This is a genomic window from Thiemannella venezuelensis, from assembly GCF_014203605.1.
GTDB classification, from domain to species: domain Bacteria; phylum Actinomycetota; class Actinomycetes; order Streptosporangiales; family Streptosporangiaceae; genus Planomonospora_A; species Planomonospora_A venezuelensis.
Window position 1 is genome coordinate 14541 of sequence record NZ_JACHJJ010000013.1, and the last position, 15892, is coordinate 30432.

Below are 15892 nucleotides of genomic sequence, written 5' to 3' on the forward strand. Positions count from 1 at the left end.
ACGATTTCGGCACGCCGGCCGTATCGGCGTATCACCGCGGAAACTTTCCGTCCCGGCCCGTCGTCATAGGGTAAAGAGCAGATAAAGAGCCACATCTCCACGGGGGTCGGAGCGCACGGGGAGGTACGGGGATCGTTGACGGGGAGCCCGGGGGCGGCGGGGCCGCCGATGAGCGCCGAGGGGGTCGAGCACGCCCTCCGCGCCCGCCGTGAGGAGCGGGACCGCATCTCCGACGACGTCCTGGACCTGGAGGCGCACACCGTCTTCCGCCTGCTGGCGAGTTCGCCGCTGCGCGGGGAGACCGCGCGGCGCTGGGAGCTGGTCCGGGCGCGGACGGCCCTGCTCTGGGCTCTGCTGGACGCCTACCGCGCCACGTTCGCCCGGGCCGAGGAGGTCCGGGGCCTGCGGCGGCGGCCGGGGCCCGCCGAGCTCGCCGAGCTGACCGGGCTGCTCACCGAGGCCTCCGTACGGCTGGTGCCCGAGGCCGGTCCGGTGGAGCGGCGGTCGCTGCTCGGGACCGGGGAGCAGCGGTTCACCCTGGACGAGGCGGTGGCCGCCATGGAGCTGGCCTTCCGCGACGTCACCGGCACGATCGCGGACGTCGACGCGGTCTGGAACACGGTGCTGCCCCGGCTCGACGCCGCCGCGGCCGCGGTCGGCGCCGCCCGGGAGCTGCTGCGCGGGCTCGGCGAGGACGGCGGCGGTCACGAGGGGGGCGGCGACGGCGGGCCGGCGGCGTGCGAGCGGGAGATCGAGCGGATCCGCGAGGAACTCCGCCACGACCCGCTCGGCGGCGGCCGCGACGTGGACCGGGACGTGGACCGGATCGCCGCCGAGGCCGGCCGCCTGTACGACAGGGCGCGGGAGGCCGCGGCGCTGCGGCGGGTGTACGGCGAGCGGCGCGCGGCCGTCGGACAGCGGATCAGCCGGGTCGCGGCGGCCGAGGAGGAGTCCCGGCGGGTCCGCGAGGCCGTCCTGGTGAAGATCGCCTCTCCGGCGCTGCCCGATCTCGGCGAGAGCGCCCCGCTCCTTCGCGAGCGCCTGGCCGTACTGGATGCTCTGGGCACGGACGGCCGGTGGCCGGAGCGCGCGGAGCTCCTCGCCGGACTGGAGCGCGCCGCCGACGAGGCGCTGCGCCGGGCGGAGCGGGCCACGGCGGTCCTGCGCGAGCTCATCGCCCGCCGCGACGAGCTCAGGGGCCGGCTGGAGGCCTTCCGGGCGAAGGCCGTACGGCTGGGCCTCGCCGAGCACGCCGAGCCCGCCCGGCTGTACCGGCACGCACACGACCTGCTCTGGACGGCCCCGTGCGACCTGCGCAGGGCGACGGTGGCCGTCACCGGATACCAACGCGCCACCGAGGGAGCCGCCCGATGAGCCACTGCACGCAGCCGGACTGCACGGGGAGCATCGAGGACGGCTACTGCGACCTGTGCGGCCACGCCGCCCAGCAGCCGCCGCCCGCGAACGCCCCCGCACCGGGCGGCGCCTCCCCGCCGGGCTCCGCGCCCCTCTCCTCCCCCGGCTCCCACCCCGCACCGTCCCGCGCCCCGTCCGGGCCCGCACCGTCCCGCGCCCCGTCCGGGCCCGCGCCCTCCTCCTCGCCCGTCACGATCCCGTCCGGCGGCCGGGGTCCCGGCTCCACGCCGAGCCGGGGGACCCGGGGAACCGGGGGCTCGCGGCCGGGGCTGCTCGGCACGGGACTGGCCGAGGTCCCGCCCGTCGTCTACCGGGACCCGGTGACGGTGGTGCTGAAGGACCCCCAGGTCCCGGAGGAGAAGCGGTTCTGCAGCAGGTCCGACTGCGGCCGCCCGGTGGGCCGGAGCCGGGACGGCCGCCCCGGGCGCACCGAGGGGTTCTGCCCGCACGACGGCACCCGGTTCTCCTTCACCCCCAAGCTGCGCGAGGGCGACCTGGTGGCCGGGCAGTACGAGGTGAAGGGCTGCCTGGCGCACGGCGGGCTCGGCTGGGTCTACCTGGCCGCCGACCGCAACCTCGACGGCCGCTGGGTGGTCCTCAAGGGGCTGCTGAACACCGCCGACGCCGAGGCGCTGGCCATCGCCGAGGCCGAGCGCCGGTTCCTGACCGGCGTGGACCACGCCAACATCGTCAAGATCTTCAACTTCGTCCGGCACCGGGAGCCGGGCGCCGAGGCCGGGCGGATGGCCGGCTACCTCGTCATGGAGTACATCGGGGGCGAGTCCCTGCACGACCAGCTCCGCCGGCGGCTGCGGGAGAGCGGCGGCCGCGACGCGCTCCCGCTCCGCCAGGCGATCCCGTACGCGCTGGAGATCCTGCGCGCCTTCGCGTACCTGCACGAGCGGGGCATGCTCTACTGCGACCTCAAGCCCGCCAACGTGATCCAGGTCGGGCGGGAGCTCAAGCTCATCGACCTGGGCGCGGTCCGGATGGCCTCCGATCAGGACAGCGCCATCTACGGAACCGTCGGATACCAGGCGCCGGAGATCGCCTCCCACGGGCCGTCGGTCGCCTCCGACCTCTACACGGTGGGACGGACTCTGGCGGTGCTGAGCTTCCCGTTCAGTCCGGTGCGCGGCGGCGCCGAGGCACCCCTGCCCGGCCTCGGGGACCTGCCGGAGCAGGTCGCCCACGAGTCCTTCCACCGCTTCCTGCGCCGCGCGACGGACCCCTCGCCCGCCACCCGGTTCTCGAGCGCCGAGGAGATGGCCGACCAGCTCCTGGGGGTCCTGCGGGAGGTGCGCGCCGCCGAGGACGGCGTCCCCTACCCCTCGCCGTCCGCCCTGTTCGGGCCCGAGCGGATCGCCGCCGGGACCGTTCTGGCCCCGCGCGGCGGCGGGCGGATCCTGCAGCCGCCCGGCGGCGCCGCCGTCGCGGCCGCCCTCCCGGTGCCGCTGGCCGACCCGGCGGACCCGGCCACCGCGTTCCTGTCCGGTCTCACCGCCCGCACCCCCGGCGAGCTGGTCGCCATGCTCGGCTCCGCGCCGGAGACGCCGGAGACGCTGCTCGCGCTCACCCGGATGAGCGCCGAGCAGGGCGCGGCGGAGGCGGACGGACTGCTGGCCAGGGCCGCCGGGGAGCTGGCTGGCGACTGGCGGGTCCTGTGGTGCCGGGGGGTGCACGAGCTCGTCTCGGGCGACCTGGCGGAGGCCGTACGGATCTTCGACCGCTGCTACGGCCTGATGCCCGGGGAGTGCGCGCCCCGGCTGGCGCTCGCGTTCTGCCTGGAGCGCGCCGGGAACCCGGCGGAGGCCATGTGGCTGTACCGGACGGTGTGGCGCACCGACCGCTCCTACGTGAGCGCCGCGTTCGGCCTGGCCAGGACCCTGCTGGCGATCGGCGAGCCGGACATCGCGGTCGCGGCCCTCGACGAGGTGCCACCGAGTTCCAGTCACTTCGTGGCGGCGCGGCTGGCGGCCGTGGCGGTGGCCGTACGGGAGCGGCCCCTGCCCTCGCTGGACGCCGCCGCGCTGGCCGGGACGGGTGAGCGCCTGGCCGACCTCGACGGCCTCGATCCCCGGCGGCGCGCGGAGATGGCGGCCGAGGTCCTGGAGACGGCGCTCGGCTGGCTGGGCTCCGGTGCGGGTTCCGCTCCCGCCCCCGGCTCCGGCCGGGGCGCGGTGAGCGGGCGCCTGCTCGGAGCACCGTTCACCGAGCGCGGGCTCCGGCGGGAGCTGGAGCGCCTCTACCGGGGGCTCGCCCGCTCGGCGGCCACCTCCGCCGAGCGGCACGAGCTGATCGACCGGGCCAACGCCACCCGTCCCAGGACGCTGCTGTGACGGCGGCGCCCGCGACGGGTCCCGATGAGACGGGTGCGGACGGGACGGGCGGCGCGCGGCGCGCGGTCTCCGGCGCGTGCCCCAGGTGCGGTTCGGGCGTGCACCCCGGGGAGCTGTTCTGCGAGTGCTGCGGGCAGCCGCTCGATGCGGCCCGGTGCGAGCGGTGCGGGCCCGCGCCCGTGGATCCGGAGGGGTACTGCGAGCGCTGCGGCCTGCGGCAGCCCTCGGAGGCCGACCACGCCGAGACCGAGGCGGGCGGCGCGGCCGGGGTGAGCGACCGCGGCCTGCGGCACTCCCGCAACGAGGACGCGATGGCGCTGGTCTCGGCGGACGGCGTGACGGTCGGCGTGGTGTGCGACGGCGTGTCCTCCTCGCCCCGGCCGGAGAGCGCCTCCGCCGCCGGCGCGGAGACCGGCGCCGCCGTGCTGCTGGCGGAGCTCCGCGCGGGCGCGGATCCGGCGGCCGCCACCCGCGCCGCCGCCGTGCGGGCCGCCGCCGCCGTGGCCGGGCTCGGTTCCTCGGTGGACGACGCGCCCGCCTGCACCTACGTCTCCGCCGTCGTGGGACCGGAGACCGTCACCGTCGGGTGGACGGGCGACAGCCGCGCCTACTGGCTCCGCGCCGGATCCCCGCCGGTGCCGTGCGACGACTCCGCCACACCCACCACGCCCGTCGCACCCACCGCGCCCGCCGGCTCCGGCACCCCCGCCGGCCCCGTGTCCGCCGGCCCCGTGTCCGCCGGCGCCTCCGCGTCCACCGGCCCCATGGTCCCGCCCGACCCCGCCTTCCGCTCCGCGCCCGTACCGCTACGCGACTCCGTCCTCCTCACCGAGGACGACGTCGTCGCGCCCAGCGTGCTGTCCGCCTGGCTCGGGGCCGACGCGGGCGAGGCCGCGCCGCGCGTCCGGGTCTTCGCCCCCCAGGAGCCGGGAGTGGTCCTGGTCTGCAGCGACGGCCTCTGGGGCTACCTGGAGGACGCCGGCTCCCTCGCCCCCTTCACCGCGCCGGGCACCCCGCTGGAGGCGGCCCGCGCACTGGTACGGCACGCGCTCGCGGCGGGGGGCCGCGACAACATCACCGTCCTGGTGATCCCGTTCTGTCCACCGCCGCCGTAGACCGGCCCGCACCCGATCCCGGGAGGAACGTGTGAGCGACCAGCCCCTGTTCACGTTGGACATCGACCAGAACAAGTACCTGCCCGCCGGCGGCGGGGAGATCCACGCCGTCCTCACCGTCGAGGCCGCCGGACCGGCGGAGTCCTCGGCCGGCCCCGTCGAGGCCGCCGAGGTGATCATCGTCGACGCCTCCGGCTCGATGGGGGGATACAAGATCACCGAAGCCCGCCAGGCGGCCCAGGCCGCGGTGGAGGCACTGCGCGACGGGGTGCACTTCGCCGTCGTCTCCGGGACCCACGAGGCGACCAAGATCTATCCGCCCCGGGCCGGGCTGGCCAGGGCGGACGCGCAGACCAGGAAGCAGGCCGCCGAGGCCCTGCGCAGGCTCCGCGCCGACGGCGGGACCGCGATCGGCAGGTGGCTGCGGCTCGCCGCCGAGCTGCTGGACGGCCACCCCGGGGCCGTCCGGCACGCCATCCTGCTCACCGACGGGCAGAACGGCGAGAACGCGCAGGCGTTCGACGCCGCTCTGGCCCACTGCGCGGGCCGGTTCGTCTGCGACAGCCGGGGCGTCGGGACCGACTGGGCCCCCGCCGAGCTGCGGAAGGTCGCCGACGCGCTGCTGGGAACCTCCGGGTTCATCCGCGACGCCAGGGACCTGACCGCGGACTTCGAGGCGATGGTCGAGAACACCATGGGCAAGGCGGTGGCCGACGTCGCGCTGCGGATCTGGACCCCCCAGCACGGCCGCGTGAAGTACCTCAAGCAGGTGTCGCCCACCCTCGCCGACCTGACCGGCCTGCGCGTCCCGGCCGACCAGCTGACCGGCGACTACCCGACGGGGGCGTGGGGCGCCGAGGCGCGGGTCTACCACCTCTGCGTCGAGATCCCCGCGGGCGCGATCGGCCAGGAGGTCCGGGGCGCCTGGGTCCGGCTGGTCCGCGCCGACAGCGGCGAGGTCGTCGCCCGGGGCAACGTGCTGGCCCAGTGGACCGACGACCTGGCGCTGTCCACCCGGGTCAGTCCCGGCGTCGCCCACTACACCGGGCAGGCGGAGCTGTTCGGCCTCATCCAGGAGGGGCTGGGCGCGCGCGCCGCGGGCGACCTGGACACCGCGACCGCGCGCCTCGGCCGGGCCAGGCGGCTGGCCGAGGAGTCCGGCAACGACGGCACCGCCCGGTTGCTGGACAGGGTCGTGGAGATCGATCCGGGAACCGGTACCGCCCGGCTCCGCCGTACCGTCGACAGGGCCGACGAGATCGCACTCGACACCGGCTCGGTCCGTACGGCGCGCATGCGGAGGGACCCCGGCGAGCCGGACCCCTCCGGCGGCCGCGGCGCGGCGGGCTGAGAGGGAGGACGCCATGGTCACCTGCCCCGCGGGACACGCCCCGGGTGAGAGCGGGCTCGCCGACGGGTACTGCGACGTCTGCGGCAGCCGCCTGACCGGCACGGCCGGAGCCGGTGCGCCCGGAACCCACACGGGCGGAACCGGGCCGGGCGGAACCGGGGCGGCGGCCTCTTCCGGGGTCCCCGCCTCCGGAGGGCCCGCCCCGGCGGGCGTCCCGGGCGGCCCCGGCCGGGCCCCGCAATCCGGGCCACCGCAACCAGGGCCACCGCAGTCCGGGCCACCGCAGTCCGGGCCACCGCAATGCGGGCCACCGCAATCCGGGCCGCCGCAGGAGTGCCTCGCCTGCCGCGCGCCGGTCGCCGGGCGATTCTGCGAGGACTGCGGCCACGACCAGACCGCCGCCCCGGACCCGGTCGGCGCGCCCGGCGCGACACCCGTACGGCCGTACGGCACCGGCCCCGCGGACGGCCCGCCGGGCGGGAACGGCGCCGGGAGCGCACCCTCCGGGCGGGCGTCCGGGAGCGGGCCCGGGGGCGGGCCGGCGGCAGGATGGGAGGCGACGGTCCAGGCCGACCGGGCCCACTACGACCGGATGATCGCCCAGGGCGGGCCGGACTCCGAACGGGTGCTGTTCCCGCCGTACTGCCCCCGGCGCGACATCCCGCTGGCGGGCCCGGAGATCCGGATCGGACGGCCGAGCCGGTCCAGGAACCTGGTCCCGGAGATCGACCTGAGCGGCCCGCCCGAGGACCCCGGCGTCTCCCACCTGCACGCGGTCCTGCTCCCCGGTCCCGGCGGCGGATGGACGCTGGTCGATCCCGGCTCGGCCAACGGCACCGTGGTCAACGGCAGGCAGATCGGGATCAACGAGCCGGTGCCGGTGGGTGACGGCGACCGCATCCACCTCGGCGCATGGACCCTCATCACGTTGCGGCGCAGGAGAGAGACATGACACCCGTCCCGGTGAACCAGACTCCCGCGGCCCCGGGCGCGGTCTCCGCGCCGGGGACGGCCCCGCCGCCGCACCGGGCCCCGGTCCCGTCCGCGCCCCCGCCGGCTCCGGGGGCGGCCCGCAGCGCTCCGGCGCCCGCCGGGACCGCGGGCGCTCCCCCGCGCCCAGGGCCGTCCCGCCTGCGGAGCGTGCCCGGCCGGGTCCTGGCCGTCACGGGCGGCACCGTGATCGCCCTCACCCTGCTGTTCGGCGCCCTGTCGTCGTCCTTCCAGACCGTCGGGGACGGCCTGGACGTCATCGGCCACGACGCCGGCCCGCAGGTCGTGGCCACGGCCGACCTCTACTTCGCGCTCAGCGACATGGACACCCAGGTCGCCACCGTCCTGCTGATCGGCGACGAGCACGGGCTCGGCAAGGGGCGTCAGCGCGCGCTGGACGTGTACGAGCGGCGCAGGAGCGACGCCGGGCGGGCGGTACTGCAGGCGTCGGCGCTGGCCGGCGGCGACCCGGCCGAGCGGCGGACCGTCCAGGCCGTGCTGGACGGCCTGGGCCGCTACGAACGGCTGGCCGCCCGCGCCATGCTCCTGGACGAGCAGGCGGGGCACGCCGCGGGCCCGCCGCCCGGGCCGGTCCTGGGGCTCTACCGGCAGGCGACCGACCTGATGCGGCTGGAACTGCTGCCCATGGCCTACAACCTCACCCTGGAGAGCGGCACCGTCGTACGCCGCGCCCACGAGGAGCAGAGTTCCGCCCTGCGGACGGGACAGGTGCTCGTGGCCGGGGCCGGGGTCCTCGCCCTCGGCGGCCTGGCCGGGCTCCAGGTGTTCCTCGCCCGGCGGTTCCGCCGGGTGTTCAACCCGGCCCTGCTGGTGGCGACGGCGATCGCCGGGACGTACACGCTGACCGGCTTCACGGTCCTCGGCAACGAGGCCGGCGTCCTGGACACCGCCAAGAGGGACGGGTTCGACTCCGTCCTCACCCTCGCCCGCGCCCGGGCCGTCGGCAACAGCATGCACGGCGACCAGAGCCGCTACCTGCTCGACCCCGAGCGTGCCGACACCTACGAGCAGACCTATCTCGACAAGTCCCAGTCGGTGCTCTACGCGCCGAGCGGCAACCTCACCGCGTACTACAAGGCGGTGGACGCGGGGGTGGAGGCCTACCCGGCCGAGGACGTGTTCCTCGGTCTCATCGGCCAGGAGGCGGCCCGCGCCCGCCTGCCCGGCAGCGAGGCGGCGGTCTCCGAGGTGCTCCGCCGGTACCGGGAGTTCCAGCGGGGCGACCGGCTGATGAGGGCGGCGAGCCCGCGCGCGGCCGTCGAGGAGCTGGTGGGACCGGTGGAGACGAGGTTCGGGGCGTACGACGCCGCGCTGGTGGAACTCGCCGGGCTCCACCGGACCGCGTTCGACCGGGCGGTGCGCAGCGGCGAGGAGCAGGTGGCGGAGCTGTGGTTCCTGCTGCCCGTGGCCATGGTCTCCACCGCTGTGCTGATCGTCGCCGGGGTCTGGCCCCGGCTGTCGGAATACCGTTGACGGGAGGGGCCATGCGATCTCCGGGCCTGCTGGCGAGGACCGCGCTCACCGCGCTTCACACCGGAGCCGGGCGTGCCAGGACCGCCCAGACCAGAACGGGGCGGACCATGACGGGGCGGACCGGGACGGGGCGCGCCAGGGCGGCGCTCGCGGCGGCCTCGGCGCTGGCGCTCCTGGCGGCCGGGGCGTGCGGGAGCGGCCGCCCCTTCGCCTCGATCCTGGACCAGGCGACCCTGGTGGTCGGCGTCAAGCCCGACCAGCCCGGCCTGGGCATGAAGGTCGGCGAGGGCCGCTACGAGGGCTTCGACGTCGACGTCGCCACCGAGGTGGCCCGGCGGATCGGGGTACCCCGCGTCAGGTTCGTCACCGTGCTGTCCTCCAACCGCCAGGACTTCCTCCAGTCCGGGAAGGTGGGCATGGTCGTCGCGACCTACTCGATCACCCCGGTCAACAGGTCCAAGGTGACCTTCGCCGGGCCGTACTATGTCGCCCACCAGGACACCCTCATCCGCGCGGAGGACAAGGCGGAGATCGACAACGTGCGGGACCTGAAGGGCCGCCGCCTCTGCCAGGCCGCCGGGTCGAACTCCTGGCGGCGGGTGAGGGAGGAGCGGCAGATCGCCGTCGAACTCGTCCCCGCCGCGACGTACGGCGAGTGCCTGGCCAAGCTGCGCGACGGCACCGTGGACGCCGTCTCCACCGACGATCTGATCCTGGCCGGGTTCTCCGCCCGCGCCGGGTCCGCGCTCAGCATCGTCAACGCGCCGTTCACCGACGAGCGGCTGGGCATCGGTCTGCGCAAGGGCGACCTCGACGGCTGCGAGGCCGTCAACCGGGCGCTCACCGCCATGTACCAGGACGGCACCGCCGAGAAGCTGCTGAAGAAGTGGTTCGGCGGCTCCGGCCTGGCGCTCACCTTCACCGTCCCCCAGTTCGAGGGCTGCGCCTGACCGTCAGGAGTAGGAGGCGACCATGCCCGCGAGCGTCCCCGCCGCGCCGATCACGGTGATCACGATCCCGGCGGCCACCGCGGTGCGGCGGCCTCGCCGCACCCCGAGGAAGTACATGATCACATAGGGCAGGAAGCCCGCCAGGCCGACGCCGAGGAAGGGCAGGGTGAGCGCGGCGACCACGCCGGCCGTACCGGCCTTCACCGCGCGGTCCCCCTCGGGGGTGAGCTGGGCCCGGGTGACGTCGCCCGCCTCGGAGTCGGGGGAGGCGTCCACCGGGACGGCCGCGCCGCCGCCGTCGGGGGCGAAGCTGCCCTTGCAGTCGTAGCGGCCCTGGCCCAGCGCCTCGCACGAGACGACCGTGAGCGTGCCGGGTGTGCCGGTCCGGCCCGCCGCCAGCTCGATGTCGCCCACCGCGAACAGGATCGGCATCAGGCAGACGGCCAGCCAGCACAGCACCAGGACCACCCGGGCGATGGGGCCCGGCAGGTTGCCCGGCTGCGGCTTCACGCCGGGCTGGATCGCGTCCACGATCTCCCCAAAAGAGTCACTCATGGACACATGGTGCACTACGCCACTTACTGCTCACCTGCGTCCGGCTTGCAGCCGGATGCGTGCCCGGGCCGCCGGCCCGGGCACGTCCGGGGCGCCCGCCTACGGCTTGCGCCGGGCCTCGGCCTCGGCGGTGTCCAGCTCCGCGGCCTCCTCCGGGGTGGGGGCGGTGCCGCCCAGGTGCCGGGGCTGCCACCAGACGCCCTGCGGGATCTCCGGATAGCTCCGCTGGGCCCGGTCCAGCAGCTCCGCCATGCGCTCACGCAGGTCCGCGGTGACGGCGTCGTAGTCGTCGCCGCGCTTGGGGTTCATCGCCTCGCCGACCAGGATGGTGACCGGCACATGGCGCTGGAGCAGCCGGCGCGGCCGGCCCTTGGTCCACAGGCGCTGGGTGCCCCAGAGCGCGACCGGGACCATCGGCACGCCCGCGGCGACGGCCATCCGGACGGCGCCGTTCTTGATGTCCTTGACGGTGAAGGACCGGCTGATCGTCGCCTCGGCGAAGACGCCGACGACCTCACCGCCCTTGAGCGACTTCAGCGCCGCGCCGAACGCCGAGGCGCCCGCCGCCCGGTCGACCGGGATGTGGTGCATGCCGCGCATCAGCGGGCCGGAGATCCTGTGGTCGAAGACCTCCTTCTTGGCCATGAACCGCACCAGCCGCCCTGCCGGGCGGGCGGCGAACCCGGCGAAGATGAAGTCGAGGTAGCTGATGTGGTTACTGACCAGCACCGCACCGCCGGTCCTGGGAATGTTCTCGGTTCCCTCGATGCGGATCTTCATGTCCAGCGCGCGGAACATGGTCAACGCCGCCCCGATGACCGGGGGGTACACGATCTCAGCCATGGCTGAACCGTACCTCAGCGCGCCGGCCCGCCCCCGCGGAGGATGACGGCCGGGCACCCGCTTCTGCCGGGCCCGGCTCCCGCGCCAGGGGCACCGGCCGCGCCGGGGGCGGAGCGGTCCGGGAGGGGCTCAGGCGGGAGGGGCTCAGGCCGGAGGGACCCAGGCGGGAGGGGCCGCCGCCTGCGGGACCGGGCGCGGGAACCCGGAAGCAGGTGCCGCAGCACCGGCGCGTGCCGCCCCCGTGACGCGGGAGGCGTTCCCCCGGCCGCCTCCCGGCGCGACAGGAACACGGCGGGGCAGCCTCCGAGCGGCGCTCCGGACCACACCAGCCGCGACAGCCTGTGCATCGCCGAGGAGGCGACGACCACGAGACCGCCGCCCCTGCCGCGCAGGTCCCGATGCGCCCGCCCCAGCATCCTCAGCGCGGCGACGTCGCAGAACTCCAGCATTCCGCAGTCCACCAGGACGTGCAGCGCCCCCTCGGCGGCCAGCAGCGACAGTTCCGCCTCCACATGCCCGTGGTTGAAGGCGTCCATCTCGCCCGTCACCGATATGACCGCCGTGGCCGTGGCGGCGTCCCGGTGAACCACACTCACCGTCAGCTCCATGCTCATGGATACCTCGCCGCGCAGCGGACCGCCGTCATTTACCAAATGTCTCACGACTTTCTTCGTGGAACCAGCGGACAGGGCGTTCAGCCGGGCGGGGGCGATTCGGCGGAAAGGCCCTCGAACAGCGCGACGGGCATCTCCCCCTGGATGAGGGCGCGACTGACCGCCGTGAGTTTGAGGTTGCGCGCGCGGGCGTAGCCCCGCAGCAGGGTGAACGCCTGCTCGGGCGCCAGGTGCAGGCGCCCGGCCAGCAGGCCCTTGGCCTGCTCGATGAGGATGCGGCTGTCGAGCGCAAGCTGGAGCTGCTCGCTGACGGTCTCGTGGTGGAGGACGGTGCGCCGGTTCAGGATGCCGATGGCGGCCATGTCGGCCAGGACCCGGCCGAGTGCGGCGGTCTCCTCGCCGAGCCCGCCCGCGACCGCTCCGAACAGGCTCATCGCACCGATGTGCCGGTCGCGCCGGCTCAGCGGCAGGACGTGCACCGCGCCGTACCCGGCGGCCGCGGCGGCGGGGGCGAAGAACGGCCAGCGGCCGGCGGCCGCGGCCAGGTCGGGGCAGCGCACCGGCGCCCCGCCCCGGTAGGCCTCCAGGCAGGGGCCCTCCTGGTGGTGGAGCTGGGACAGCGCCAGGATCCTGGCCTCCTCACAGGAGGCCGCCACCATGCCGAGCGGGCCGGCGGGGTCCGCCAGCAGGACCGCGCAGGCGGTGACGCCGAGCAGGTCCACGGCGTGGCAGGAGAGGCCGTCCAGGAAGTCGATGACGTCGAAGTCGTCCACCAGTGTGTCGGCCAGCTCCACGAGAACCTGGCCGAACCGCCGTTCAGAGGAGCCCATCCCTTCTCCACAAGGCGTAGGAGCGTGAAAGTGCGTTCCCCTTACCCCGCGGGAGCGGATATAGCGGCTTCACCGGAAAAATCATGGTCAGATCCGCGCCGCCGCTCTGGTAAATGTCAGAGTTGACACTTACACTGCACCTTAAATGCTAATTTGTAACATGAAGCATGATTTGTACGATTTTAAATCGCACATCGTGACTTTCGGACCGTCCAGACCTCGCGGCATCGATGCCGCCATGGAAGGCCCCCGCGGGAGCCGCCGCTCGGCAGCCCTCCATGACCGGCACGAGTCCCGTACGGCGCCGGTGAGGAGTGGTGCTTCCATGACCAGCAGCTCGGCCGTCCGGAGCCCGGACCGTCTCCGCAGACGCCCGCCCGCGTCTCCGGCTCCCCCCGTGGAACCCCCCGCCGGCCTCCCGTCGCCCGCGCCCCCCGCACCGCTGCGCGCGCCCTCCTTCGCCTTCCGCTCCGGCGACCGGGCCGCCGGACGCTTCCGGACCGGAGACCTCCGGCCCTGAACGGGGCGGTCGCGGACCTCGCGGTCCGCACGGCCTCGCGAACCCCTCTCCCCGGCCGCACTCTCGCGAATCGGTGGCCGGTCCCGGCTTGGTTTTCTATACTTCGTTATGAAGTTGCCCGACCACACAGTGCGATCATCTGCATCGCCCGGTGCACTCGGCAGCCACGATCCCTGAGCCGTCCAGACCCCGCGGCCCCAGTGACACGGGCGGAGGCGAGACCACACCCGGGGCGGGACACCGCCCTGAATCCGTCTCCCCTGCGTCTCCACCGACGACGCCGCGGGGACAAGGTAATGGACATATTCCGAACGACGGTCCGGCACGTGAACGGCCACGCACTGGTCGCGGTGGCCGGTGAGCTCGACATCGCCACCCGGCCGGAACTCTGCTCGTGCGTGGAGCGGGTGCTGGGCACCCGCCCCGACACGCTCGTGCTCGATCTCGGCGGCGTCACCTTCATCGACGCCCGGGGCCTGGGCGCCCTCCTCCTGCTGCGGCGGCACGCGGCGGAGCTGGACACGAGGCTGCTGCTGTCCCATGTCTCGCCCGCCGTCCGCTCGGTCCTCGTGATGACCGGTCTGAGCGATGCCTTCACCGTGTCGGCGGAGGCCGCGTCCGTGAGCGCGTCCGTGAGCGCGTCCGTGAGCGCGTCCGTGAGCGCGGCCCCGGCGGACGCCTCCGCCGGCGGGTTCGCCCCGCCGGGCTTGCCACCGGCGGCCGGCGGGCACAGGTTGGATCTGTGAAGAAGCTCATCAACGCCGCCGATTCGGTCGTCACCGACGCATTGCGCGGGATCGCCGCCGCGCATCCGGAGCTCCGGGTGGACCCGGAGAACCGGATCGTGCTGCGCGCCTCCGGGCCCCGCCCCGGCAAGGTCGGCCTCGTCTCCGGCGGAGGGTCCGGGCACGAGCCGCTGCACGGCGGGTTCGTCGGGTACGGCATGCTCGACGCCGCCTGCCCCGGCGAGGTCTTCACCTCCCCGGTCCCCGACCAGGTGATCGAGGCCAGCACGGCCGTGCACGGCGGCGCCGGCGTGCTGCACGTGGTGAAGAACTACACCGGTGACGTCCTCAACTTCCAGCTCGCCGCCGAGCTCTGCGCCGAGGAGGGGCTGGAGGTGGCGAGCGTGCTCGTGGACGACGACGTGGCGGTCCGCGACTCGCTCCACACCGCGGGCCGCCGGGGCACCGGCGCCGCGGTCTTCGTGGAGAAGGTCGCCGGAGCGCTGGCCGAGGAGGGGGCGCCGCTGGCCGAGGTGGCGCGGGTGGCGCGGGAGGTCAACGCCCGGAGCCGATCCTTCGGGATCGCGCTGAGCGCCTGCACCACACCGGCCGCGGGCGAGCCCACCTTCGAGCTGGGCGAGGCCGAGGTGGAGCTCGGCATCGGCATCCACGGCGAGCCCGGCCGCGCCCGCTCGGCCATGGCCGGGGCCCGCGAGCTGGTGCGCACCGCGGTGGAGGCGGTCGACGAGGACCTGCCGGTCTCCGGTGACGTCCTCGTCATGCTGAACGGCATGGGCGGCACACCGCTGATCGAGCTCTATGTCGCCTTCGCCGAGGTCGCCGGCCTCCTGGCCGACCGGGGCGCCCGGGTCGCGCGCAGCCTCGTCGGCAACTACGTCACCAGTCTCGACATGCAGGGGTTCTCCGTCACGGTCTGCCGTCTGACCGGCGAGCTCACCCGCCTGTGGGACGCGCCCGTGCAGACTCCGGCCCTGCGCTGGGGGCGCTGAGGTGGACGCGCGGTTCTTCACCGCCTGGATCGAGGAGGCCGCCCGGTCCCTCCGGGACGGCAGGGACGAGCTCACCCGGCTCGACGCCGCGATCGGCGACGCCGACCACGGGAGCAACCTCGACCGGGGCTTCACCGAGGCGGTGCGAGCGCTCGCCGAGCGGCGCCCCGCCACCCCGGGGGCGGTTCTGGCCCTGGTGGGCGGCACGCTCATCCGCAAGGTCGGCGGGGCCTCCGGGCCGCTGTACGGCACGGCGTTCCGCGAGGCGGGCAAGGCCCTCGGCGAGACTCCGGAGGTGTCCCCGGCCGGGTTCGCGGCGGCGCTGGAGGCCGGGGTGGCCGGCGTCCGGAGACTGGGGTCGGCCGCCGAGGGCGACAAGACCATGGTGGACGCGCTCGCCCCGGCGGCCCGGGCGCTGGCGGAGGCCGTACAGGACGGGCGGGCGGCCGCGGAGACGCGGGCGGGCGCCGGCCGGGACCCGTCGGAGACCGGGCGGGGAGACGGCGGGCTCGCCCGCGCCCTGGAGGCGGCGGCCGCGGCGGCGGAGGCCGGCGCGGAGGCGACGGTCCCGATGCAGGCGCGCAAGGGCCGGGCCAGCTACCTCGGCCCGCGCAGCGTCGGCCACCTTGACCCCGGTGCCGCCTCGGCCGCGCTCATCCTCCGGGCACTCCACACGGTGGCGTCCCGGTGAGCGCCCCGGCGTCCCGGGCGGACCGCGGCGACGGGGGCCGCCCGGTGGTGGGCGTCGTCCTGGTCTCCCACAGCGGCCCGCTCGCCGTCGAGACCGCGGCGCTGGCGGCGGGGATCTGCGGGACGGGCGTCCCTCCGGAGGCGGCCGGAGGCACCGGGGACGGCGGGCTCGGGACCGGCGCCGACCTGATCGCGGCCGCGATCGCCCGGGCGGACCGGGGCCTCGGGGTGGTCCTCATCCCCGATCTGGGCGGCTCGGTGCTGGCCGCCCGGCTCTTCGAGGGGCCGGGAGTCGTGGTCGCCGACGTGCCGTTCGTGGAGGGCGCGATCGCCGCCGCCGTCGCGGCGAACGCGGGCGGGTCGCTGGAGGCCGTGCTCGCCGCGGCCGAGGAGGCCCGGCACTTCCGCAAACTCTGACCCGCCGGGACCCGTCAGCCCGTCAGTGCACGT

At 75.4% G+C, this 15892-nt stretch carries 15 protein-coding genes; 11 read left to right on the plus strand and 4 right to left on the minus strand.

The annotated features are described in order from the left end of the window. Window positions 1-168: 168 nt before the first annotated feature. From FHS22_RS19485 to FHS22_RS19515, 7 genes are all read left to right on the plus strand, one after another. On the plus strand, window positions 169-1374 hold the full coding sequence (locus tag FHS22_RS19485; protein WP_184943658.1) for a hypothetical protein: 1206 nt from the start codon (window positions 169-171) through the stop codon (window positions 1372-1374). After that, window positions 1371-3755, plus strand: coding sequence for a serine/threonine-protein kinase (locus tag FHS22_RS19490; protein ID WP_184943660.1), 2385 nt, complete (start codon window positions 1371-1373; stop codon window positions 3753-3755). Before FHS22_RS19485 ends, FHS22_RS19490 begins: the two co-directional genes overlap by 4 nt. Next, the gene (locus FHS22_RS19495; protein ID WP_184943661.1) at window positions 3752-4870 is read left to right on the plus strand and encodes a PP2C family protein-serine/threonine phosphatase; all 1119 of its coding nucleotides are present in this window, start codon (window positions 3752-3754) and stop codon (window positions 4868-4870) included. Before FHS22_RS19490 ends, FHS22_RS19495 begins: the two co-directional genes overlap by 4 nt. A 31-nt stretch (window positions 4871-4901) precedes the next feature. Continuing rightward, complete coding sequence (locus tag FHS22_RS19500) at window positions 4902-6221, plus strand: vWA domain-containing protein (RefSeq protein WP_184943663.1); 1320 nt, start codon at window positions 4902-4904, stop codon at window positions 6219-6221. Between the two features lie 592 nt (window positions 6222-6813). Beyond that, window positions 6814-7173, plus strand: coding sequence for an FHA domain-containing protein (locus FHS22_RS37380; protein WP_221473844.1), 360 nt, complete (start codon window positions 6814-6816; stop codon window positions 7171-7173). Next, window positions 7170-8705: a hypothetical protein gene (locus FHS22_RS19510; RefSeq protein ID WP_260408098.1), complete on the plus strand. Its 1536-nt coding sequence runs from the start codon at window positions 7170-7172 to the stop codon at window positions 8703-8705. Before FHS22_RS37380 ends, FHS22_RS19510 begins: the two co-directional genes overlap by 4 nt. Window positions 8706-8716: 11 nt before the next feature. Continuing rightward, window positions 8717-9655 (plus strand): glutamate ABC transporter substrate-binding protein, encoded by a 939-nt coding sequence (locus FHS22_RS19515; protein ID WP_260408099.1) that lies wholly within the window; start codon window positions 8717-8719, stop codon window positions 9653-9655. A 3-nt stretch (window positions 9656-9658) separates the two neighbouring features. Here the strand turns inward: FHS22_RS19515 and FHS22_RS19520 are convergent, their stop codons facing one another. The 4 genes from FHS22_RS19520 to FHS22_RS19535 form a co-directional block, all read right to left on the minus strand. After that, window positions 9659-10210, minus strand: coding sequence for a hypothetical protein (locus FHS22_RS19520; RefSeq protein WP_184943664.1), 552 nt, complete (start codon window positions 10208-10210; stop codon window positions 9659-9661). 99 nt (window positions 10211-10309) lie between these two features. Continuing rightward, window positions 10310-11053, minus strand: coding sequence for a lysophospholipid acyltransferase family protein (locus FHS22_RS19525; RefSeq protein WP_184943665.1), 744 nt, complete (start codon window positions 11051-11053; stop codon window positions 10310-10312). 14 nt (window positions 11054-11067) lie between these two features. Next, the gene (locus FHS22_RS19530; RefSeq protein ID WP_184943666.1) at window positions 11068-11649 is read right to left on the minus strand and encodes an STAS domain-containing protein; all 582 of its coding nucleotides are present in this window, start codon (window positions 11647-11649) and stop codon (window positions 11068-11070) included. Between the two features lie 98 nt (window positions 11650-11747). Beyond that, window positions 11748-12497, minus strand: a complete 750-nt coding sequence (locus tag FHS22_RS19535; RefSeq protein ID WP_184943667.1) for a GAF and ANTAR domain-containing protein — start codon at window positions 12495-12497, stop codon at window positions 11748-11750. 816 nt (window positions 12498-13313) lie between these two features. On the opposite strand from FHS22_RS19535, the gene FHS22_RS19540 reads away from it, so the two are divergent. Genes FHS22_RS19540 through FHS22_RS19555 form a run of 4 tightly spaced genes read left to right on the plus strand, consistent with a single transcriptional unit; the run spans window position 13314 to window position 15859 of the window. Next, on the plus strand, window positions 13314-13763 hold the full coding sequence (locus tag FHS22_RS19540; protein WP_260408100.1) for an STAS domain-containing protein: 450 nt from the start codon (window positions 13314-13316) through the stop codon (window positions 13761-13763). Continuing rightward, window positions 13760-14752, plus strand: a complete 993-nt coding sequence (gene dhaK, locus FHS22_RS19545; RefSeq protein ID WP_184943669.1) for a dihydroxyacetone kinase subunit DhaK — start codon at window positions 13760-13762, stop codon at window positions 14750-14752. The genes FHS22_RS19540 and dhaK overlap by 4 nt, the downstream gene beginning before the upstream one ends. 1 nt (window position 14753) lies before the next feature. After that, window positions 14754-15443 (plus strand): dihydroxyacetone kinase subunit DhaL, encoded by a 690-nt coding sequence (gene dhaL / locus FHS22_RS19550; RefSeq protein ID WP_184943670.1) that lies wholly within the window; start codon window positions 14754-14756, stop codon window positions 15441-15443. Further along, a complete protein-coding gene (locus FHS22_RS19555; RefSeq protein WP_338047830.1) occupies window positions 15440-15859 on the plus strand; it encodes a PTS sugar transporter subunit IIA domain-containing protein in 420 nt (139 codons plus the stop codon). The genes dhaL and FHS22_RS19555 overlap by 4 nt, the downstream gene beginning before the upstream one ends. Window positions 15860-15892: the final 33 nt, after the last annotated feature.

Excerpts from the sequence above, each read along its gene's own strand:
- FHS22_RS19525 (WP_184943665.1), bottom strand. The coding sequence starts at position 11,053 with ATGGCTGAGATCGTGTACCCCCCGGTCATCGGGGCGGCGTTGACCATG.
- FHS22_RS19515 (WP_260408099.1), top strand. The coding sequence starts at position 8,717 with ATGCGATCTCCGGGCCTGCTGGCGAGGACCGCGCTCACCGCGCTTCAC.
- FHS22_RS19490 (WP_184943660.1), top strand. The coding sequence starts at position 1,371 with ATGAGCCACTGCACGCAGCCGGACTGCACGGGGAGCATCGAGGACGGC.
- FHS22_RS19485 (WP_184943658.1), top strand. The coding sequence starts at position 169 with ATGAGCGCCGAGGGGGTCGAGCACGCCCTCCGCGCCCGCCGTGAGGAG.
- FHS22_RS19540 (WP_260408100.1), top strand. The coding sequence starts at position 13,314 with ATGGACATATTCCGAACGACGGTCCGGCACGTGAACGGCCACGCACTG.
- FHS22_RS19535 (WP_184943667.1), bottom strand. The coding sequence starts at position 12,497 with ATGGGCTCCTCTGAACGGCGGTTCGGCCAGGTTCTCGTGGAGCTGGCC.
- FHS22_RS19510 (WP_260408098.1), top strand. The coding sequence starts at position 7,170 with ATGACACCCGTCCCGGTGAACCAGACTCCCGCGGCCCCGGGCGCGGTC.
- FHS22_RS19520 (WP_184943664.1), bottom strand. The coding sequence starts at position 10,210 with ATGAGTGACTCTTTTGGGGAGATCGTGGACGCGATCCAGCCCGGCGTG.
- FHS22_RS37380 (WP_221473844.1), top strand. The coding sequence starts at position 6,814 with ATGATCGCCCAGGGCGGGCCGGACTCCGAACGGGTGCTGTTCCCGCCG.